Below are 19,958 nucleotides of genomic sequence, written 5' to 3'. Positions count from 1 at the left end.
TCACCTGTCAGTTGTCGCACTTAGGGGGAAGCACCTTCTGCTTCTTCTTGTTGTTGATCATTCCGGCCCTGACGAGCTTGGTCAGGTGGCTCTCCTTGACAGCGCTCGACGGGTACGAGGCCTGCACGTGGCCATGGTAGATCTCCTTGACGATCTTGCCGTTCTTGTCGGTTTCGTAGTGGTGCCGGTCGAGGACCACGATCTCGTTGTTCACGTGGTCCACGCCGATACGCCGGAAGTCATCCGGGTTGCTGCCGTCGCCCCGCGTGATGGACCGGTCCAGCGCGGCCTGGCCGTCCGTGGGAGCGCGACCGATCTCTCCCTTGGCCGACGAACTGCTGCTCGAACCATGCTTGTCGTATGTCGAGTCGTCGTAGATGCGGATCGGCTCGTCGCCCTCAAGGCCGAGCGGGTCGCTCCACCGAAGTGGGTTGCCGACATACGCGTGGTGGTTGGGGGCAGGGATCAGCCCGAGCGGGTCGGGGCTGAGGTAACTCGCCGTGTCCGGGTCGTAGTAGCGGGCCAGGTTGTAATGCAGGCCGGTCTCGGCGTCGCGGTACTGGCCCGGGAAGGCCAGAGGGCACAGACCGCCGTCTCCGCCGGCCAGAGGCCTTCCCCACAGACTTGTGGCCGCCCGCCAGGTGATCACGCCGTCGTCGCCGACGAGTTCACTGGGGGTACCGGCCAGGTCGGTGACGATGGCGTAGAACTGCCTGTCGATCGCGTCGGGCGCATCGACGCGCCAGCTCCTCCGCATCTGGGCGGCTGCCCTGTGGGTGCCCGGCTCCCAGTCCCAGGTGTCGGTCTCCACCAGACCGTCGCGGAGCGTCTGCTGCTCCGCGAGGTTGGCGCCGTCCCAGGTGAAGAGGACCTCGTCGGCGACCGAATCGTCGTCGGCCACGCGCCACTTGGCCATGCGCCGACCGAGCACGTCGTAGCGGTACCGCCACACACCGCTGTCGGGGGTGGCGACCTCGGTGAGCCGGTCGTCCGCATCCCAGACGTACGTCCAGATCCGCCTCAGGCCGGACAGTGTGCGCCGGACCATGCGGACTACGCGCCCCTGGTCGTCATGCTCATAGGTGGCACGGCCCGCCGCCGTGACCCTCGTACCGGAGTGCTTCACCGAACCCTGCGCATCGTGTGCCCCAGGAGCGGGGTGGGCGGCAGCGGTGAGGTTGCCGAGCTCGTCGTAGGCATAGGTCTCGGTCCACGTCTCGGCCGACACCTCGGTGACACGGCCCGCGCGGTCGAGGCCGAAGCTGCGGGTCGTGCCCAGCCGGTCGGTGATCGAGGTGACGTGCCCGTCTTGGCGATAGGTGTAGGACCGGGCCTGCCGCACAGTCGCACCACCGTGTCCTTCGGCGCCCGCTCCCCCGGACGAGATGACCTGCTCGACGAGGCGGTGACCGGCGTCCCAGGTCTGCGTCAGCATGGCGGCACCGGCGAGGCCTCGGCTGATCTCCCGGCCGGCCGCGTCGTGGGTGAAGGTCAGGTCGCCGCCGGCGGTGACGAGCGACGTGGGCAGTCCAGCGCAGTCGTATGCCCAGCGTGAGGTGGCGCCACTCGGCGTGGTCCGCCGCACCCGTCGCCCCAGCGGATCGTACTCGCTGGCGACAGTCCGGCCGTCGACGGTTTCCGCGACGACCCTGCCCACCGCGTCGTAGCCAAAGGCCACCCTGGTGCCGGGGTTCGCCGCCTCGATCATCCGGCCTGCCGCGTCGTAGCGCAGTGTCGTGATCGCACCGTCGTCCGTGCGCGATGACACCACCCGGCCGGCGGCGTCACGGGTCAGGCAAACCGTCTGGCCGGTGCCATTCGTCCGCTCGATCTGACGGCCGGTGGCATCGTGGACGTAGCCGAGCGTGCGGCCGTTGAAGTCCGTTTCGCCGATGAGGCGACCCGCGGCGTCGTAGCGGTAGCTCCACTCGTCGCCCCGTGGGTTGATGACGCCGACGAGCCGCAACTCGGCGTCATGAACGAAGCGATAACGGGTGCCGTCCGGGTCGGTCCGGGAACTGGGCAGGTCGAACGCGCCATACTCGAACGTGGTGGTGAACCCCCCCGCGTCGCAGTGCGCGGTGAGATTGCCCTCCGCGTCGTACGACCAGGTCTCCCGGCCGCCGTCGGCACGCTCCCGCCACAGGAGCCGGCCCTCCGGATCCCATCCCTGGCGGATGGTGCCGCCGATCGGATCGTCCGTCCGCACGACGCGGCCGAAGGCGTTCCGGCGCACGGTGACGACGCTGCCGCGCGGATCCACGACCCGGACGGGCAGTCCGGACTCGTCGGTTTCGAAGCGAAACGTATTGCCGAGCGCGTCGGTTTGCGCGATCCGGTGCCCGCGTTCGTCGTAGGTGTACGCACTCACCGCCCCCAGCGGATCGGTGCTGGTGAGCAGGTTGCCCCGGCCGTCGTACGTGCGCTCCCAGCGCCCGCCGTCAGCTTCCGTGACGGCGACAGGCAGGACGCCGTCGCTGTACTCCACCTGCACACTCGTCCCGTCCGGCCGGTCCATACGGACCGGCTGGCCGTGCTCGCCCAAGGTGAAGCGGGTCGTGTTGCCCAGTTCGTCGGTACGGGACAGCAGCCGTCCGTAACGGTCCCATTCGGAATACGTGGTGTGACCGAGCGGATCGGTCTCGGCGACGAGTTGTCCCAGCTCGTTGTGAAGGTACGTCGTCGTGTTGCCAAGCGCGTCGGTGTACCGCGTCTCGCGGCCCTCGGTGTCATACGCGATGGTGCAGCAAAGGCTGCCATCGGCGCCTTCCCCGCGGATGCAGCGGTCCAGAGCGTCGAAGGTGAAGCGGTACCAGTAGCCGTTGCGGTCGGTCCACGACGTGATGCGGGCCCGATCGTCATACGTCAGCTTCCGCGGCAGCCCGCTGAAGTCATGGATCTCGGTCAGGTTGCCCTCGGGGTCATAATCGAAGCGCCTGAGAACCGTGCCTTCCGGGCCGTCCTCCGAGTTGCGCAGACGAAGCGCGACGACCCGTCCCTCAGCAGTGTCGACATGCAGGTGCCGACCGCCGGAGTCTCGCACCGCGACAGGCGTACCGTCGACAGCGCGGTCGAAGTCGATGCGGTAGCCGTTGTGGTCAGTTGTCGCGACCAGTGGCAGGGTGAAGGTCTCGTCTACTGCGGCCGGTTCCGTTCGCGGCGCGAAATGGCGGGTGATGCCTGTGGCAGGGTCGGTGATGCGAAGGGGAGCGCCCGGCGCACCGTCCCAGTCCAGCGGCCACCGTGGGCCCTCCAGCGGCATGACCGAGTCACCCGGTCGCGGCACCGGGTAGAAGAGGAGCATGCCGTCCTCGGTGGCGAAGACAGCACCTTCGTCGTCCAGTTCCAGGCGCTCGTCCAGTGTCGAAGCCCAGGATGGTCCGAAGCAGCGCCCCCACTGGTACGTGGACAGATGGGTGCGGCGAATGACCAGCGGGAGCAACCCCGGCAGGTCGACGTCGGTCTCCTCCATGAGCATTTCGCCCGAGACCATGTCGATCGGATCGCCGTTCTTGCACCGTCCCTTGGACGGCTTGGCCTTCGCCGCCGCGTTGTCGGCCTCTCTCCGCAGGCCTTTCCCAAGCCCCTTGGCCATGGCCCTGAGGCCGCCCTTGCCGAAGACCTTGAGGCCCTTGGCGAGTCCGCCGAGCGTGGTCAGGCCCTTCATGCCGGGTATGCAATCCAGCGCCGCGAACCCGACGTCCCATAGGGACGCCTGCCCCTTGGAGTATTTATAGAGCGTGTCGGCGAGGACGACCGCGGCGGCGATCAGCACGATCGCGCCCAGGATCGGGCCGCCGATGATCATCGCGACGATCCCGACCACCGTCACGACGACCTTGCAGACCGCCACGATGGTGTCCCAGTTGTCCGTGAACCAGTCGCCGACGTCCTCCCACCACGACCGGTTCTGAATGCCGGCGTCGGAGGCCTCGTCGATCTTCGACTTCGCCTCGCGGGCGGCTTCCTCGCGCATCTTGCGCGCGTCCTCGGCCATCTTCTTCGCCGCAGCGAGAGCATCCTGCGCGTCGGAGACATCCGACTGGGCCTTGGACTGGGCCGACTTGGCGTGCTGCACATCCCGGGTCGCCGCCCGGACCTTCGCCTCGTCCGGCTTGTCCGCATCCGACTTCCTGCCGGTCGGGTCGTCCTTGTACTTGTCCGCCTCCTTGCCGGCCCGCGTCACCCACGAGTCGGCCGACGTCAGCCGCGACTGGGCCGAGGAGAGGTTGTCCCGAGCCTCACGGCCCTTGACCAGCGCCTTGTCCGCCAGCGACTGCGCCCGCTCCAGCTTCGGCCAGAAGTCCGCCAGCGCGTCCCCGCACATCTCGTAGGACTTCTTCAGCTTCTTGAGGTTCTTCGGAACGTCGGCGAAGTCCTCCTTGAAGACGTCCGCCGACTTGCCCGCCCACTCAAGCAGCGTCCCCTCCCCCGCCATCCCCTTGACAAGACGCAGAGCCTCGGAGACATCGTCGGCGAAGTCATGCAACTGCTTCGCAAGCGTGCGCACCCGCTGCGGATCACCTGGCGTCGGATCCTTGTCCAAGTCCAGGACATGCCAGTCCGCAGGCCTGTGCCCCGCCATACCGCAACCCCCGTCACACGCACACCAACGTCAACAACCGTATGCACACGTGAACTTACAGGGCACACCGTTCGACGAAAAGATCGGCATCGACCGGCCACAGCCGACGACGATCGCGCACCCCCGCTGTTCGGGTTTCGGCAGCGAGCAGGAGCCGGGCTTCACATAGCTGTCGGCCGGATCCTGCTGGTCAGCTTCTGCAAGGCCTCGTCGGGTGTCGGAGCGAGCAGCCAGACCCTGTCCATGCCGGCGTAGACCGAGCCGTCCTCCGTCATGGCCAGGTGCTGGTTCCCACGGTCGCGCATACCGGATCGACGCCCGCCCGCTCGGCGAGGTCGTCGATGATCTCCCCGTCCCAGATGGCGAGCAGCGGGTCCAGCGAGAACTCCATCCACGGCATCGAGTCCCACGGCTCGCGGTAGGACACGCCCACGGCGCCGAACTCCGCCAGGAAGCGCCGTGCTGCGTCGTGGATCTCGAACTCGCCGGTCTGCAGAAGGATGCTCTCCCAGGTCTGCGTGGGAACCGACCGGCCCGGGAACCAGCCGCCGACCCGCAGCACCCGGTCCGTCTCCTCGGGCCAGCGCGCCCCGGCGTCCGGACCGGTTTCCACGGTGTGCAGTCGCCTCCAGAAGGGGTGCTCGGCCGTCGGCTCCCCGGGCGTCCAGAGGGCAGACCGGGCCGCCTGCGCCTCGACCAGCCGGTCCAGCGCCCGGTCGGTGGTCCCGGCCAGCAGTTCCACGCGGTCCCTTACGAGGTGGAGCGCCCCGGCCTCGGTGATGCCAAGAAAGCCGGCGCCTTCGTCGGCCGTGCCGACGGGATAGAGGGACGCCCCCGCTTCCCGGCTCGCCCCCGCGAACCGCTCGTCCTGCCAACCGGCCTTCAGGGGGTCGAAACGGATCGCCGACGACGTGGTGATCGTGTCGGCGGGCCAGCCGTACGTCACCAGAGCCCCGAATTCGGAGAGGAACCGGCGCGCGGCTTCATGGGCCACGAAGGACCCACGCTCGCGCAAGATCGACTCCCAAGTGCCTGTCGGAACCGAACGGCCGGGGCGCCAACCCGCACGACTCAGTACTTCTTCAGTCTGCGGGGACCAGCGCCGTGTGTGGCCGTCACTCACAACACCACACCAGCCACCAAGGCACCCACGAACACGTCGGTGAGCCTCCGTGCCGGCGGCGTTGACCGCACCGGTCTCCATCACTCCCCGAGCCGACAAGATCAGTCGGCCCAGGGAACGCGTACCGGCTTGCGCTTCCACCACTCACGGGGTCCGCTTCCGCCTTCTCGTTCGTCGGACGCACCCACGGGCGGAGCGATCGCTCCGGGTCCGGGACGGTGGCGGCACGAAAGCGTGAGTCCAGCCGTGTGAGTAGCCGCCCCAGCGCACCGTCGCCCACCTCCGCGGGCAGTGCGCGCATCACCTCGTCGAGTGCGTCCCTGAAGTCGACGTCGTTGTCGTGCGCGCTGATGGGGTAGAAGTCGTCGCTCGACCAGCCGGGCTCCATCCGCCGTACCAGACGTTCCCAGGAGGCGAACCGGTCCGCCACCGAGTACACAGGGGCCGTGATCTTTTCCCGGATGTGGGGTGCGACTCGTGACCTCTCCACCTCCAGCCGCACCGCATCGCACCGAGCGATCGCTTCCAGGACAGGCTGCGACGACTCGCCCCACACGGCCTTACTCTCCGGCGCGCCCCAGAACACGTCGCGCGGTGACCGCGGGATCAGCATCGTCCCAGTGGCGTCGTCCCACCACGCGAAGCGAGGATGCCGAACGGGGTGCTGCGGTCCGAAGGCATTGCGAGCCGGTCATCATGTCTTCCAGATACTCCGGCACGTCCAGATCGTCGACACCTGGGATGCCGCGTTTCTTGATGTCACCGTGCGCGGCGATCTTGTTCGCGATCATCGGCAGATCGCCTGCCTGGCTCGCTGCGTCGCATGCGGTGAACGCACGCGAAGTCCCGGCGCTCCCAGATTTCTGTGGCCTCGCTCCGCTCTCCTACATACCGATGAAGACATCCAGACTCCACGCTGCCGCCGAGGGAGACCAAACCGCGTGGGCCAGTCGGGCATCGGTCGGGCCGTTCACTCCGAGATGGTCCAGACATGCGAGCTTTTCGGCGGGGCAGGTCGGGTCTCCCAGAGGGAGAGATCCTCGCCGGACTCGCCATGTGGGACACGCCCGTCTTTGGGAAGGAAGTAAAGTCCGAAGGCCCAGTAATCCGGCTCTTCATGGCACATGAGATCCGGATACGGATCGATTTCAGCCCCTTCGTATGCCTCGTTGATGCGCGCGACGGCCTCGGCCCGGGAGATACCGAAGCGGGTGACCAACTCGTCGGCGATTTCTCGAAAATAATGCAGCATTCCTTCGTCGAGCGCCGCAAGAAATTCTTCGGTCCTCTTCATGGTCCCACTCTACGCAGCAAGGAGTTATCGAACAGTCGGGCAGCACGATCCGAAAAGATCGCTACCTGATGGCCATTGAAAACACCTTCTTCCTTCCCTCTCTTGAAGGGCCCGACGTTCCGGAGCATGGGTCCCTCGACAAGCTCGTAACTGTGCATGTCAGCACCACCACGGTCCAAACGGTGGTGTCTGATGAAGTCAGCGAGCTCGTCACTCGGACCATCGAATATCTTGCTGTTCAGCTTGTCCAGCTCACTCTTGGGCACTCGGAAATGGAGCACTGCGGGAATGTCGTGGTTACTCCTCGCCAGTCGATGCGCCCACTTCAAAGCCTGTTCCGGATCATTGGTCACATAGAATCCACCGTAACCGAAATCCATCTCCCGCGGCTTGTAGTTCGGGTTGATTCCGTTCTTCATGATGTTGTCCGCGGCACTTCCGAAGGTCCCATGGTACAGATCAACGGTACAGGGGGCTTTCAGCCCGAGCGGATCCTTCCACTGCAGTGGATTCTTGACATACGCATAGTGGTTCGGTGCGGGCGTACGTCCCAGAGGGTCTGGGCTCAGGTAGCGTGCCGCGCCTGGCTCGTAATAGCGGTGATGGTTGTAGTGCAGCCCGGTTTCCGCGTCGAAATACTGGCCCGGGAACCGCAGGGGGCACTCGATGCCGCTGCCGCCGGACGCTGCGAGCCGCACGCCCCACAAGGAAGTCGACTGTGTCCAGACGACGTCTCCCTCAGCGTCCACCAGTTCCGTGGGGGTGCCCAGGAGGTCAGTGACGATCGCATAGAAGCGCTCGTCGATCTGGTCCTGCGGAGTGCTCGGTCCAACCGGGCCGGTCGCCCGCACCCGCTGGCTGATCGGACCCTGCCCACCGGTCCAGTCCCACGACAGGCTTACGGCCCCGTCGGTCTGCTCCGCCAGGTTGTCCCCGTCCCAAAAGAAGGTCACCTGCTCCAGGACCGTCGTGCCGTCGTCCGCCAGCAGTTGCTTCGAGATTCGTCGACCGACGGGGTCATAGGCGTAGTGCCAGTGGTGGCCGTCCGGTGTCAGGACGTCCGTGAGCTGGTCCTCAGCGTTCCAGACGTATCGCCATTCGCGGCGGCCACCGGAGAGCAGTTTCGTTACTCGCCGGATCAGGCGCCCTTGGCCGTCGTGCCGGTAGAACGTGCGGCCGGCCCGCTCGATGACGGTGCCCGAGTACGTGCGGTCGCCGGGCGCGCTCTCCTCATCGCCCGGCGGTACCGAGGCGCTGAAGCCGGTCAGGTTACCCAGGGCGTCATACTGATAGAACTCGTCTGCGCCTACTCCCCCTCGCGCGGCCGTCACCCGCCCGGCATGGTCGAACTCGAAGTCACGTGCGCCACGGACGGCGTCCGTCACCGACGCCAAAAGGCCGTCCGACCTGTGCCGGAAAGCACGCTTCCTGGCATCTACGCCACCGGTTACAAGCCTCTGAGTCGTGACCCTCCGGTCCGCGTCCCACTCATGGGTCAGGCGTGTGGCCTCGCCCAGGACCCGCTCGATCTCGCGGCCGACGACGTCGTAGTGGAAAGCGACCTCGTGTCCGCCGATCCCTTGCACGATCGAGCGCCGCTCAAGCTCGTACGTCCACGCGGTCATGGCGCCACTGGGAGTCTTACGGGCGGTACGGCGCCCAGTAATGTCATAATCGGACCGCACTTCCCGGCCGTTCCAGGACTCGGCGAGCAACCGACCCGCCGCATCATATTCCCGGGTGAGTTCGACGTCGGCGTTGCGGGCCCGGACGAGCTGGCCGAGCAGGTCGTACTCGTAGGTCGTCGTGCTGCCGGCTGCTTCCATGACGACGACGTTGCCGAGAACGTCGTGTGTGAATCGTGTCGTCTCGCCTGCGCCATTGGTCCGCTCGACCAGTTGTCCCGCCGCGTCGTAGCGGTAGGTCAGCGTGCGGCCGTTGTAGTCGGTCTCCGAGGTGATCCTGCCGACGGCGTCGTACGTGTAGGTCCAGGTCTGGCCAGCGGCGTTGGTGACGCTCCGCAGCCTCAGTTCGGTGTCGTACACGTAACGCTCAAGAGTTCCGTCCTCGTTCTCCCTCAGTGTGCAGAGGTCGAAGTGCGTGTTCGCATAACGCGTACGGCGGCCGTTCGAAGACGTGAATTCCAGTGGGTTGCCCTCGGAGTCGTAGGACCATTGCTCTGCCGTCCCGTCAGGGAGGTGACGCCAGGAAATGCGCCCTTCCAAGGTCCAGCCAACCCGCGTGATCTGGCCGAAGGGATCAGTGAGTTCGGTGATACGGCCCAAGGCGTCGCGTTTGAACTCGCTGACGGCATTCAGCGGGTTGGTGCTACGGACGACCAGGCCTGCGGCGTCGTTGACGAGCGTCTCCTGGCGGAGGCCCAACGCGTCGGTAACTCCGGTGAGTGCCCCGTTGTCGTCGAACGTGAAGGACGTGATTGCGCCCAGCGGGTCGACAACCGCTACGCGATTACCCCGGTCGTCGTAGACCGACTCCCAGATGCTTCCATCCGGCTGGACGACCTTCGTCATCTGACCGTGCTCGTCGTACTCCTTGCGCATGACGCCGCCGTCGGGGCGAACGATGTGTGTGATGTTGCCGTTTGAGTCATGGCTGAAGCTGATGGTGCGGCCGAGTGGGTCGGTGAGCGCGGCAAGACGGCCGTCCTCGTCCCAATCCCTGGTGACCACGTGCCCCAGCGGATCGATCTCGCGAACGGGCCTGTAGTCCTCGTTGAACGTGTACGTGATCGAGTGGCCGAGGGAGTCCGTCGCCACCGTGGTACGCGTTTCATCGTCGTAGGCGTAGGAGTAAGCGAGCACGCCACCGTCACCGGTCGCGCGTACGCAGCGGCCGACGTTGTCGTACGTGTACCAGTACTCGTACCCGTCACGGCTCCGCCAACCGGTGATCCGGTTCTGATCGTCATAGCTGTATCGCTGTGCCGCACCCGAGGAGTCGACCACTCCTGCGAGGCGACCGCGGTCGTCGTACTCATAGGACACGAGCCGCGGCTGCTCGGGGGAATTGAGGAGGGAGAACCCCGTTACGCGACCCGACTCGGTGGTGACGCCGAGGCGATAACCACCGTGATGCACCAGCTCGCGCGGGGATCCGTCTTCGTCGTAGCACAGGTCGATGGTGTTGCCGTTGCGGTCCCTCATACGGACGAGCGGTAGCTCTGACGCCTGGCCACCCTGTACATGCCCGAAGTACAGCGTCACGCCGGTCTCGGGCTGGCAGACCGTCATGTCGGCATCCGGTGCATCGTTCCAGGTGAGTGCCCAGTCAGGGCCCACCAATGGCCTCATGCGCTCGCCGAGCTCGGGGATCGCGTAGTAGAGGACGGTCCCGTCAACACCGACGAAGCGGATGCCGTCACCGTCCAGCAGCAACCGTTGATCCAGACTGGTGGTCCAGCTGGGACCGAACCAGCTCCCCGCTTGGACATCCGTTCGATGGTTGCGCTGGATCACCAGGGGAAGCACGCCGGGCAGGGAGAAGTCGTCGATCGACATGACCATCTGGCCTGTGGCCATGTCGATGGGATCGCCGCAGGTGAAGAGGTTCTTCATCTGGCGGCCCAAGCCCTTCATACGCGGACCTAGGCCCCTGACACCGGCAGCCATTCCCTTGAGGCCCGTCTTGCCGAACGCTTTGAGGCCCTTGGCGAGGCCCCCGAGGGTGGTCAGGCCCTTCATACCCGGTATGCAGTCCAGCGCAGCAAATCCCACGTCCCATAGGGACGCTTGGCCTTTGGAGTATTTATAGAGCGTGTCGGCGAGGACGACCGCGGCGGCGATCAGCACGATCGCGCCGAGGATCGGTCCGCCGATGATCATCGCGACGATCCCGACCACCGTCACGACAACCTTGCAGACCGCGACAATCGTGTCCCAGTTGTCCGTGAACCAGTCGCCGACGTCCTCCCACCACGACCGGTTCTGAATACCGGCATCCGAAGCCTCGTCGATCTTCGACTTCGCCTCGCGGGCGGCTTCCTCGCGCATCTTGCGCGCGTCCTCGGCCATCTTCTTCGCCGCAGCGAGAGCATCCTGCGCGTCGGAGACATCCGACTGGGCCTTGGACTGGGCCGACTTGGCGTGCTGCACATCCCGGGTCGCCGCCCGGACCTTCGCCTCGTCCGGCTTGTCCGCATCCGACTTCCTGCCGGTCGGGTCGTCCTTGTACTTGTCCGCCTCCTTGCCGGCCCGCGTCACCCACGAGTCGGCCGACGTCAGTCGCGACTGGGCCGAGGAGAGGTTGTCCCGGGCCTCACGGCCCTTGACCAGGGCCTTGTCGGCGAGTGACTGGGCGCGCTCCAGCTTCGGCCAGAAGTCCGCCAGCGCGTCCCCGCACATCTCATACGACTTCTTCAGCTTCTTGAGGTTCTTCGGAACGTCGGCGAAGTCCTCCTTGAACACATCCGCCGACTTGCCCGCCCACTCAAGCAGCGTCCCCTCCCCCGCCATCCCCTTGACAAGACGCAGAGCCTCGGAGACGTCATCAGCGAAGTCATGCAACTGCTTCGCAAGCGTGCGCACCCGCTGCGGATCACCAGGGGTCGGATCCTTGTCCAAGTCCAGGACATGCCAGTCCGCAGGCCTGTGCCCCGCCATACCGCAACCCCCGTCACACGCACACCAAAGTCAACAACCGTATGCACACGTGAACTTACAGTGCCCAACCATTCGAGGTAAACGTGATCTCCCACATCGGGAACGATGCCTGTGCGCGACGCCGCGCATCACCCTGGGGTTGCTCGGCGACGCCGCAGCCAGAACGTGCGACCGGGCCGCCAGTCCGCGCGTCGCAGCAGTTCATCGGTCTGCGGGGACCAGCCACGCGCCTGATCAGCACGAAACTCACACACCACCCGAGCGCGCCACATGACTGCAGCGGAGCCAGGTGAAATCAGGAGTACCAGTCCAGCATCTCGGCGATACAGCTTCTCAGGGTCAAACGCCCCTCGACGGCGCCACGGTCCACTCGGATGCGCTCCATGAGCGCTCGCAGCGCATGGGCAGTAACCGTGTCGCCGCCCTCCAGTGCGTCACCCGCGGATCCCCCACCGAGAGTCAAGCGACCGGTCGTGCACAGCAGTTTGTCGCCGGTGGATGTGATCAAGATCGTGGTGCAGGGCGGGACGGAGAATCCTTGCTCCTGAATCAGCTCCATCCCTGTCACCTCGTAAGGAACGAGCGACCATCCCGCGCAGTCCTCACCGACTGTCCTCGCCCCTGACGGAACCCCCAAGTGCAGGCTCTTGAGCAAGCCCTCCGCTGCGTCGAAGCGGAACTCGTCCTCCGCGGAGTCCTGCCAGTTCCCGCTCCCCGGGTAGCGAGCAAGTGCATCTCGTGCTCCTCGCGGCTCGTGTATGGTCCCGCAACAACCAGGGACCCCGAGACGACGAATCGTGGAGTGCCGGTGATACGCCGCCTGGGGCAAGGCGGACAGCCCCAGTGCCGACGCGCATACATCCTCCTCGCTGTGGCCCGATTCTGGCCGCCGGCGGCATGGTCCTGCCCCTCGGTGTGCGGCCTCCCTCGTTCGTGCGGCGCTCATCCTGCGTCGGGAAGGCTCGTCGTCAACCGTTCGACCGCGGCCGTCACAAGTCGTTCGCGCTCGGCCTCCGGGAGCACGTCCGGGAGCGTGAGCTGCTCGACGATCAGCCAGTTGAGCGTGAGGTACAGCAACTGGACGGCGGTAGCGTCGCCGGGCAGGCCGGATTCCTCGTGGTAGCCCACGTTGGCTTGGAGGTCGGCCCGCACCTGTTCGGTCAGCACCTCGCGGAGCTGTGGCCGCCGGGTGGCCTCCAGGCGCAGTTCGAGGAGTGCGAGGTAACCCGTGCGGAAGTCGCTGATCCGGCCGACGAGTTCGCGCATCAGGGCCGCGTAGGTCTCCCGGTCCCCCGCCCGCGCGCTCGCTCGCTGCCGGGCGATGGTCGCCTCGTCGGGCTGGAGCCGCTCGTAGACACGGGCGCCTGCCTGGGTGAGCAGGTCGTCGCGGTTGGCGAAGTAGTTGGAGGCCGTGCCGGCGGGCACACCGGCCTCGGCGTCCACCGCCCGGAACGTCAGACCGCGCGCGCCATCCCTGGCCAGGACCTCGATGGCGCCGTCCACGAGGGCCGCCCTTCGTTCGTCATTCCTGCGCACCATTGACACCACTCCAGACGTAGTACTACGTTCACAGCACTACAAGTAGAGTACTACGAATGGAGCTGCGTCGATGCGAGAGCTCGTCTACTACGTCGCCGTCTCTCTCGACGGCCGGATCGCCGGCCCCGGCGGAGAGTTCGACTTCTACCCGGCAGGCGACGATGAGCAGGCCGCCGCCTACAGCGCCTGGATGAATGAGCGCTATCCCGAGACCGTCCCTACCGCGCTGCGCACCCGGCACGGCTTAGCCGATGCGCCCAACCTCCACTTCGACACCGTGCTGATGGGGCTGGGCACCTACCGCGCCGTGCTGGACGCGGGCATCACCAGCCCGTACACACACCTGCGTCAATACGTGGTGTCGAGCACGTTCGGGGCCCGCCCCGACCCGGACGTGAGAGTGGTCAAGGACAGCCCGCTCGACCTGGTCCGCAAGCTCAAGGCGGAAGAAGGGAAGGACATCTGGCTGTGCGGAGGCGGTCGGCTCGCGGGGGCTCTGTTGCCTGAGATCGACAGGCTGATCATCAAGAGCTATCCGGTGGTGGCCGGGGCCGGTATCCCGGCGTTCGACGGGGCGTTCGACCCCACGCTCTTCACCGTGACGGAACGCCGGTCGTTCGCCAATGACGTCACGGCGACCTGGTTCGCACGGCGGTAGGGAAAGGATCAGTGTCGGGACCGACGCCCGCGCCCAGCCCGCCAAGCCTCCCCAACGGCGTCCGCGGACCGCAGCCACCAGCCCTCCACCTTGTTCCACACCGTCGCATGCACCCACCGCCACTTGAACCACGGCGGCAGCTTGCGGAACGGCACGAAGCTCAGCGCGTCGTTGATGGCGTCCTCGGCCAGGCCCTTGGGCCCCTCCACACGCAGCGCCGCGTACAACTCCGGCGTCAGCTCCCGCCCGACCACCGCTGTACCGAGCCGACTCTCGCCGCGCTCCCACGCGGCATCCCACTCGGCGGGGTCGTCGATGCCCAGCAGGCCCGTGCCGCTTTCCCAGTCCCATTCGGACACCATGAGCAGGATCCCTACCGATACCAATCCTCGCCGTCGCTCGCCAACGCGCTGCGCACATAGCGCTCCAGGCTCGACGCCACGGGGATTCTGCTGTCCGTCTCGTGGTCCCAGACGAACACCTCCTGGCGCTCGGGTCGCCGGACGAAGGCGAACTGGTCTCCCCCGCCGTTGTCTCCGAAGAACATGAGCGAGTCGAACTCCCTGTACAGGGACTTGTACTGTTCGTCGTTGCGGAACGAGAGATTGTCGTCGAGGATCCGCGCGGCAGGCCAGATGACGTCGGTGCCGTATTCATCGGCCAGCCCGTCGCTCCCCAGAAGGAAGGAGCGGAGGTCATCCGGGAGCCGCTGGCCAAGGATCGATTCAATGCGGTCGAGGGTGCCCCGGTCCACGGGGTCACGGAGTTCCGCCGAGGGGAACGCTTCGACGAGCTCGGGCCACATACACCCGCCGCCCGGGCGCCCCTCGCGATATTCCTTGAACGCCTTCTTGAAGGACTGCGGGCTTGAGTCGTCCACCGGGTTGTCCATGTCCATCAGGGGGAGGTTGATCTCCACCACCGAGATCTGGGGCCCGACGTGGCGAGCATTCCACTCCTCGATTGCGCGAAAGAGCGCGATGCCGCGAAATAGGCGGGTTGCATGGACGCGTATGCGGCCTGGACTATCCAGTCTCCCCGAGCGTCCCGGGTCATGGGCCGGCCAGGCGGCACGATGACGAGGTTGTGCCAGCCGTCGCCCCGCCGGTTCTCCAGGATCTGGGCCTCTTGGACGCCGGGGCGTCCGCCGTACCGTTCGAGGGCGAAGATTCCGGCCATGAGGACTGCGTCGACAGGAGCCTCGGCCCTCAGCCCTCGCTGGCAGATGACGTCTCCGCAGTCTTCGAAGACGCGCTGCCACCTGTCCAGCGTGTCGGTCTTCTGCGAGGTGATCACCAGGCGCACGGTTGCGGCCCTCCTGCTCGATGCCCCGGCCGTCCTCGTGGAGAGGAGGTCAGCTCGTGAACCGGAACGTCGACGTGATCGCGTCGAAGATGTCGAAGAAGGAGTCCGCGAGGTCGAGGACCTGGCTGCTGCCCGCCACCAGGGCCACCTTGCCCTCCTGGCCCGGCACGGGAATGTACGTCTGCATCAGCACGGCCCGGATCGTGCGGCCCAGCGCGTCGCCGGGTACGGGGATGTCCTCGATGCCGAACGTCCGCGCGGCCGGGCCGACTCCGGGGATGTCGACGGTCGTCACCTTCCGCCAGGAGTCCCCTTCCCGCTTGGCCTCCTTGACGGCGAGCTGGCTCGCGATGACGGCCGGGTCGTTCGACAGCGGCTCACCGCGCTCGTTGCGCCCGCCCACCAGGGAGACGGTCACCGAGCCGGTGATCGGGGTGTCCCCGCCGAAGCTCTCCGCCATGCAGCCGCAGTACAGCGCGCCCGACTTCCACGCGTCCGCGGCGGCCTTCTTGAGGAAGTCGACGTACGTGTCCCGGTACTGCTCCAACTCCGGCCGCTGCCGCACCCGTTCGTTCACCATCCGGCGGATCGAGTCGTCCCGCGACTCCGGCCGCACGTCGAACTCCCACCACGACTCCGGCACCTTGATCCGGAACCCGCCCCTCTCGACGGTCAGTGCCTCTATGTAGCGGGCCATGCCTCCGGCCTCCCCGTTCGCTCGATCACTCGTGCGCCCATCGTCCCATTGCACAAGGAAGGGATACGACAAGATCAGCGGCATGAGAAGGATGAGACAGCGAACGGCCCTGGACCTGGGCATGGCAGGTGCGGAGATCGAGCAGCGGAGAAGGCGGTGGTCCGCGGGTGGGGTCCAGGTGTCTCCCGTGCTGTGGGCCGACGATCGCACACACCTGGCGGTGCGGTTCGGTTCGGCCGGCTGGGCCGTCCAGCTGACCGCAGAGGTGCACCACAGCGGCTGGGCTCATCTGCATGTCGTCTCACAGGCCGAGGCCGTGCGGGAAACTCGGCGGGTCGGGTCCGTCGAGGCGTTCCTCGCGTTCCTCGACGATGTCGTCGCCGGGGCCGCGCGGGTCAGTCTGCGACCCGCCCAACTCCTCGCCACCACCTGCACCAGCGGCTGGCTGGACTGGATCCACGGGGAACTCTGGCTGCTCCCCGACCGCCTGGTCCGCATCCGTGGCGGCCTGCCGGCCACCATGGTGACCGGGTTCAACGGACCCGAGCTGGCCGCACCCGACACCCACCGGACCCTTGCCTACGACCCCGATGCCATCCGCGACGCCCACCGCACCAACAAGGTGCTCCCACTCGCCGAGATCGCACAGGCCCGGCTCCACGGCGGCCTGACCACCTCCGGCATGACCCTGCGCATGGCCGACGGGGCCCGTCACAAACTGCTGTGGATGTCCACCGAGCCCGCGCGCCGCGTTCTCAGTGACCGGCTTCCGCCGCTCCTGGGTCCTCGGTTGACTCACTGAGTTCCTCCAGCGTCCAGAAGGGCGAGCCCTTCGGCGGGGCCGGGCGCACGGAGAGCGTGCCGTAGTCGATGTCCGCGTCCAGGACCGGGTCCCCGACCGGGAGCCGGCCTCGGTGATCCGGACGGTAGTACGCCCCGAACGCCCAGTACTCGGCCACCTCGTGGCCCATGATCCACACGCCGTCCTGTGTCCCGTACGTCGCGTTGACCCTGGCGACCGCCTCCGCCCGGGAGATACCACAGCGTTCCACCAGTACGTCCACCATCTCGCGGTAGTACGCGAGCATCTCCTCATCGAGGGGAATCACGAACTCGGTGCCCGTTGTGCCGGCCGCGGGGCATGCCCCGTACTCCACGAGCAGGCGCAGCCGCCTCACCTCGGCAACGAGCTGCGGTACGGCGTCTCTGGCCATGGCGATGAACGCGGCGTTCTCGTCCCAGCGCTCGTCGGCGCAGTCGACGTAGCGAGGTTGCTGGACGAGGGTCGCCGCGATCAGTTCCCGGTGGTCGAAGCCGGGCCATCGCTCGGCTCGGCCCGTGTCCTGCGCCGTGCTCACCGCGACCAGGTTCATGGCATGGCCGTCGTCGAGGTTCCTGACGAACCAAGGGCCCGGGGTGGCGGCCGCGCACAGTTGCTCAATCGCGTCCAGGTCGAGGTCTTCGTGAGCCGGTTCCGAAGTCATGCCCCAGTCTTACTGCCCGGCGACCGTGAACCGATCGGGGGCTGCCCCCACCCCCGTCCACCAGCCCACCGGATGGCCGGCCCCCCACTCCCCCAGTCACCGTAGTGACCCACGACCACGAAAACGGGGAATGTCATGCGCACCGCCACAGCCACCGCCCTCACCCTGGCCCTCGCCGCAGCCGCGGCAGCACCCGCCGTCGCCACACCCGGCAAGCCGAGCACCGACGGCCTCTGGCGCATGGACGGCTACGGCACCGTCCTCTCCCTCGACGGCGACACCTTCCAGGAGTTCCAGACGACATCCGTCAGCTGCCTCAAGGGCGACACGGCCCGCCGAACCGCCCCCGGCACCTACGCAACCGCCGACGGCGCCACACTGACCGTCCGCCCCGGCCCAGGCCGGAACCGCGCCACCCTGAACGCCGACCACTCGGTCGGACACCGCACGCTGCGGCGGATCAGGGAACTGCCGGCCGACTGCACCCGCCCCACCCCCGAAGACCCCCGCACCGCCTTCGACGTCTTCTGGCACTCCTTCGCCGAGAACTACCCCTTCTTCGCCGCGAAGGGCGTCGACTGGCAGGCCACCCGGGACCGCTACCGCCCGCAGGTCGACCAGGACACCACCCGCAAGGAACTCTTCGCCGTCTTCAGCGACATGGTCCGCCCCCTCTACGACGCCCACGTCGCCGTCCAGGACGGAGACCGCGTCTTCGCCCAAGTCCGCCCCGGCACCGACATGCCCACGCAGGAGCTGGACACCAAGGTCAAGAAGTTCATCGGCGAACGCGACCTCAAGGGCGCCCCGTACCGCCAGGACTTCGCCAACGGCCGCGTCACCTACGCCGATCTGCCCGGCGGCGCCGGCCAGGGCTACCTCCGCATCTCCGGCTTCGGCGGCTACACCCCCGAGGACGCCCCGTACGCCGCCCACCTCGCCGAACTCGACAAGGCCCTGGACACGATCCTCACCAAGAAGCGCACCCAGCGTCTCAAGGGCCTGATCATCGACCTGCGCGTCAACGGCGGCGGCTCCGACGCCCTCGGTATCCACATCGCCGAGCGCCTCACCGACAAGCCCTACGTCGCCTACGCCAAACGCGCCCGCAACCACCCCACCGACCCCGGCCGGCACACCCGCCCCGAGCCCATCCCGGTCGTCCCGGCCGACGGGCCCCGCTACACCGGCCCCATCGCCGTACTGACCGGCGGCTCCACCGTCAGCGCGGGCGAGACCTTCACCCAGGCCCTCATCGACCGCCCTGGCGGCACCATCCGCATCGGGCAGCCCACGCAGGGCGTCTTCTCCGACGTCATGGAACGCAAGCTGCCGGGCGGCATGACCGCCATCCTCCCGAACGAGGAGTTCCTCAACCACTCCGGCCACACGTACGACGGCACGGGCATTCCGCCCCACCTGACCGAACCGGTCTTCACGAAGGAGGAGTTCGCCAAGCAGCGCGACTCCGCGTTCGACCGCGCGGTGAGCGTCCTGCGGAACGACGGCTAGTCCTCCCTCAGCGGGGGCGCCCTCATCCGCACGGCGGATACGGTCCGCCGTAGCGGACGAGGCGTGGTCGCCATGTCCAAGGCCAGCATGAACGTCATGACGACAGCGACCGTCCCTCTCCCCGTCTCCGCACCTGCGCCTGTCTGGGCTCGCCGCGCCGCCCACGCCATCGCCCTGTGCGCCGTCCCGCCCGGCCTGTGGCGCATCGCCATGGCATCCGGTGTCTGTACGTCGTCGGCCTCTCCGTCCTCACGGAGCTGGCCGCTCTGTTTCCGCTGCTGCTCGTCAGCGACCGGTGGAGGCCGCTGCACCCCAAGGTCCTCGCCCCGCTGTCCTGGACCGCCTCGGGCATCCTGGTCCTGGTGGCACTGTGGCAACTCGTGGTCGCTTTCACCGTCGAGAGCCAGACGTACATGTCGAGCGGTACGGCACAGACCGTCTGGGGCTTCGCTTTCGCCCCGCTGTTCGCCATCCCGGCCCTGATGACCGCGGTGACCTGGTCATACGCAAGGCGGCACTAGACGGACGCCACGAACTCCGACCATGCCTCCGGCGCGAGCGCGAGCCGGGGGCCTGCGGCCTGCTTTGAGTCACGGACGTGGATCACACCCGGAGTGGTCGCGATCTCGACGCAGGAGTCGCCATCCGGGCCACTGCTGTAGCTGCTCTTGAACCACGCCAGTTCGGAGGCGTCCCCGATCGAGGACTTGCGGATCATGTCTCTCCCAGCAGTTGCTCAATGAAGGCCAGCGACTCCCGTGGTGGAAGGGCCTGAGCTCGGATGGTGCCATACCGCAGTTCGAGGATCCGGATCTGCTTCGGATCAGTGGTCGGTCGCCCGTTAAAGGCGCCGTCGGACCGGCCGACCGCAGTACCGTCCCCGAACTTCAGCACCTCGATCCTCCCGTTCAGACCGGGATGGGCCTCGCTGCTCGTCGGCATCACCTGAAGCCTGACGTTCCGCAACCGCCCCACCTCCAGCAGGTGCTCAAGCTGCTGACGCCAGACCATTGTGCCCCCAACCGGGCGCCGCAGCGTCGCCTCCTCCTGGACGAAGCTGAGCGACGGCGCCGGCGACCGCTCGAACACGGACTTCCGGGCCGTACGCGCAGCTACCAGACGCTCCACCTCGTCCGGCGAGC

At 67.1% G+C, this 19,958-nt stretch carries 17 protein-coding genes and 1 pseudogene; 4 read left to right on the top strand and 14 right to left on the bottom strand.

All coding sequences use genetic code 11. The features are described from left to right. Positions 1 to 7 precede the first annotated feature (7 nt). The 7 genes from ACFZDA_RS20965 to ACFZDA_RS20935 all read right to left on the bottom strand — a co-directional run bounded on the left by ACFZDA_RS20965 (position 8) and on the right by ACFZDA_RS20935 (position 13,160). A complete protein-coding gene (locus ACFZDA_RS20965; RefSeq protein ID WP_391083481.1) occupies positions 8 to 4,585 on the bottom strand; it encodes a DUF6531 domain-containing protein in 4,578 nt (1,525 codons plus the stop codon). Positions 4,586 to 4,856: 271 nt separating this feature from the next. Further along, complete coding sequence (locus tag ACFZDA_RS20960) at positions 4,857 to 5,789, bottom strand: SUKH-3 domain-containing protein (protein WP_391083478.1); 933 nt, start codon at positions 5,787 to 5,789, stop codon at positions 4,857 to 4,859. Positions 5,790 to 6,268: 479 nt separating this feature from the next. After that, on the bottom strand, positions 6,269 to 6,499 hold the full coding sequence (locus tag ACFZDA_RS20955; RefSeq protein WP_391083475.1) for a hypothetical protein: 231 nt from the start codon (positions 6,497 to 6,499) through the stop codon (positions 6,269 to 6,271). 179 nt (positions 6,500 to 6,678) lie between these two features. Next, positions 6,679 to 7,002, bottom strand: coding sequence for a hypothetical protein (locus ACFZDA_RS20950; RefSeq protein WP_391083472.1), 324 nt, complete (start codon positions 7,000 to 7,002; stop codon positions 6,679 to 6,681). Further along, the gene (locus ACFZDA_RS20945; protein ID WP_391083469.1) at positions 6,999 to 11,582 is read right to left on the bottom strand and encodes an RHS repeat-associated core domain-containing protein; all 4,584 of its coding nucleotides are present in this window, start codon (positions 11,580 to 11,582) and stop codon (positions 6,999 to 7,001) included. The genes ACFZDA_RS20950 and ACFZDA_RS20945 overlap by 4 nt, the downstream gene beginning before the upstream one ends. A 334-nt stretch (positions 11,583 to 11,916) precedes the next feature. Beyond that, positions 11,917 to 12,180: a hypothetical protein gene (locus ACFZDA_RS20940; RefSeq protein WP_391083466.1), complete on the bottom strand. Its 264-nt coding sequence runs from the start codon at positions 12,178 to 12,180 to the stop codon at positions 11,917 to 11,919. Positions 12,181 to 12,563: 383 nt separating this feature from the next. Then, positions 12,564 to 13,160 carry a TetR family transcriptional regulator gene (locus ACFZDA_RS20935; RefSeq protein WP_391083464.1) on the bottom strand — a complete coding sequence of 199 codons (597 nt, stop codon included), beginning with the start codon at positions 13,158 to 13,160 and terminating at the stop codon, positions 12,564 to 12,566. 70 nt (positions 13,161 to 13,230) lie between these two features. Here ACFZDA_RS20935 and ACFZDA_RS20930 point away from each other — a divergent pair, with 70 nt between their 5' ends. Continuing rightward, positions 13,231 to 13,818, top strand: coding sequence for a dihydrofolate reductase family protein (locus tag ACFZDA_RS20930; RefSeq protein WP_391083461.1), 588 nt, complete (start codon positions 13,231 to 13,233; stop codon positions 13,816 to 13,818). An 8-nt stretch (positions 13,819 to 13,826) separates the two neighbouring features. Here ACFZDA_RS20930 and ACFZDA_RS20925 read toward each other — a convergent pair whose 3' ends face one another. Genes ACFZDA_RS20925 through ACFZDA_RS20910 form a run of 4 tightly spaced genes read right to left on the bottom strand, consistent with a single transcriptional unit; the run spans position 13,827 to position 15,820 of the window. Next, on the bottom strand, positions 13,827 to 14,180 hold the full coding sequence (locus ACFZDA_RS20925) for a hypothetical protein (protein ID WP_391083459.1): 354 nt from the start codon (positions 14,178 to 14,180) through the stop codon (positions 13,827 to 13,829). Between the two features lie 11 nt (positions 14,181 to 14,191). Next, positions 14,192 to 14,737: an SMI1/KNR4 family protein gene (locus tag ACFZDA_RS20920; protein ID WP_391083456.1), complete on the bottom strand. Its 546-nt coding sequence runs from the start codon at positions 14,735 to 14,737 to the stop codon at positions 14,192 to 14,194. Then, positions 14,716 to 15,123, bottom strand: a complete 408-nt coding sequence (locus ACFZDA_RS20915) for a hypothetical protein (protein ID WP_391083454.1) — start codon at positions 15,121 to 15,123, stop codon at positions 14,716 to 14,718. Before ACFZDA_RS20915 ends, ACFZDA_RS20920 begins: the two co-directional genes overlap by 22 nt. Positions 15,124 to 15,172: 49 nt before the next feature. Next, positions 15,173 to 15,820 (bottom strand): hypothetical protein, encoded by a 648-nt coding sequence (locus ACFZDA_RS20910; RefSeq protein WP_391083451.1) that lies wholly within the window; start codon positions 15,818 to 15,820, stop codon positions 15,173 to 15,175. Between the two features lie 91 nt (positions 15,821 to 15,911). Here ACFZDA_RS20910 and ACFZDA_RS20905 point away from each other — a divergent pair, with 91 nt between their 5' ends. Beyond that, positions 15,912 to 16,622 (top strand): hypothetical protein, encoded by a 711-nt coding sequence (locus ACFZDA_RS20905; RefSeq protein WP_391083448.1) that lies wholly within the window; start codon positions 15,912 to 15,914, stop codon positions 16,620 to 16,622. Here ACFZDA_RS20905 and ACFZDA_RS20900 read toward each other — a convergent pair. Continuing rightward, positions 16,576 to 17,304: a hypothetical protein gene (locus tag ACFZDA_RS20900; RefSeq protein WP_391083445.1), complete on the bottom strand. Its 729-nt coding sequence runs from the start codon at positions 17,302 to 17,304 to the stop codon at positions 16,576 to 16,578. The genes ACFZDA_RS20905 and ACFZDA_RS20900 overlap by 47 nt on opposite strands. A gap of 135 nt (positions 17,305 to 17,439) precedes the next feature. On the opposite strand from ACFZDA_RS20900, the gene ACFZDA_RS20895 reads away from it, so the two are divergent. Together ACFZDA_RS20895 and ACFZDA_RS20890 are read left to right on the top strand one after the other, a co-directional pair. After that, entirely contained in the window at positions 17,440 to 18,816 is a 1,377-nt protein-coding gene (locus tag ACFZDA_RS20895) for a S41 family peptidase (protein ID WP_391083443.1), read from the top strand. Positions 18,817 to 18,903: 87 nt separating this feature from the next. Beyond that, positions 18,904 to 19,337: pseudogene (locus tag ACFZDA_RS20890) on the top strand (hypothetical protein). Here ACFZDA_RS20890 and ACFZDA_RS20885 read toward each other — a convergent pair. Together ACFZDA_RS20885 and ACFZDA_RS20880 are read right to left on the bottom strand one after the other, a co-directional pair. Further along, positions 19,334 to 19,534 carry a DUF397 domain-containing protein gene (locus ACFZDA_RS20885; RefSeq protein ID WP_391083440.1) on the bottom strand — a complete coding sequence of 67 codons (201 nt, stop codon included), beginning with the start codon at positions 19,532 to 19,534 and terminating at the stop codon, positions 19,334 to 19,336. The pseudogene ACFZDA_RS20890 and the gene ACFZDA_RS20885 overlap by 4 nt on opposite strands. Continuing rightward, positions 19,531 to 19,958, bottom strand: a 428-nt coding sequence (locus tag ACFZDA_RS20880; protein ID WP_391083437.1) for a Scr1 family TA system antitoxin-like transcriptional regulator, incomplete at its 5' end; no start/stop codon positions are given. The genes ACFZDA_RS20880 and ACFZDA_RS20885, both read right to left, overlap by 4 nt.

Source organism: Streptomyces sp. NPDC007991, assembly GCF_042958445.1.
Lineage (GTDB): Bacteria > Actinomycetota > Actinomycetes > Streptomycetales > Streptomycetaceae > Streptomyces.
The sequence above is the reverse complement of the archived record's forward strand: the minus strand, read 5'-3'. Positions and strand labels throughout refer to the sequence as shown.

Bases quoted from the DNA above. Each gene is read 5' to 3' on its own strand.
- ACFZDA_RS20965 (WP_391083481.1), bottom strand. From the start codon at position 4,585: ATGGCGGGGCACAGGCCTGCGGACTGGCATGTCCTGGACTTGGACAAG.
- ACFZDA_RS20960 (WP_391083478.1), bottom strand. From the start codon at position 5,789: ATGGAGACCGGTGCGGTCAACGCCGCCGGCACGGAGGCTCACCGACGT.
- ACFZDA_RS20955 (WP_391083475.1), bottom strand. From the start codon at position 6,499: ATGATCGCGAACAAGATCGCCGCGCACGGTGACATCAAGAAACGCGGC.
- ACFZDA_RS20950 (WP_391083472.1), bottom strand. From the start codon at position 7,002: ATGAAGAGGACCGAAGAATTTCTTGCGGCGCTCGACGAAGGAATGCTG.
- ACFZDA_RS20940 (WP_391083466.1), bottom strand. From the start codon at position 12,180: ATGGAGCTGATTCAGGAGCAAGGATTCTCCGTCCCGCCCTGCACCACG.
- ACFZDA_RS20935 (WP_391083464.1), bottom strand. From the start codon at position 13,160: ATGGTGCGCAGGAATGACGAACGAAGGGCGGCCCTCGTGGACGGCGCC.
- ACFZDA_RS20930 (WP_391083461.1), top strand. From the start codon at position 13,231: ATGCGAGAGCTCGTCTACTACGTCGCCGTCTCTCTCGACGGCCGGATC.
- ACFZDA_RS20925 (WP_391083459.1), bottom strand. From the start codon at position 14,180: ATGGTGTCCGAATGGGACTGGGAAAGCGGCACGGGCCTGCTGGGCATC.
- ACFZDA_RS20910 (WP_391083451.1), bottom strand. From the start codon at position 15,820: ATGGCCCGCTACATAGAGGCACTGACCGTCGAGAGGGGCGGGTTCCGG.
- ACFZDA_RS20905 (WP_391083448.1), top strand. From the start codon at position 15,912: ATGAGACAGCGAACGGCCCTGGACCTGGGCATGGCAGGTGCGGAGATC.
- ACFZDA_RS20900 (WP_391083445.1), bottom strand. From the start codon at position 17,304: ATGACTTCGGAACCGGCTCACGAAGACCTCGACCTGGACGCGATTGAG.
- ACFZDA_RS20895 (WP_391083443.1), top strand. From the start codon at position 17,440: ATGCGCACCGCCACAGCCACCGCCCTCACCCTGGCCCTCGCCGCAGCC.
- ACFZDA_RS20885 (WP_391083440.1), bottom strand. From the start codon at position 19,534: ATGATCCGCAAGTCCTCGATCGGGGACGCCTCCGAACTGGCGTGGTTC.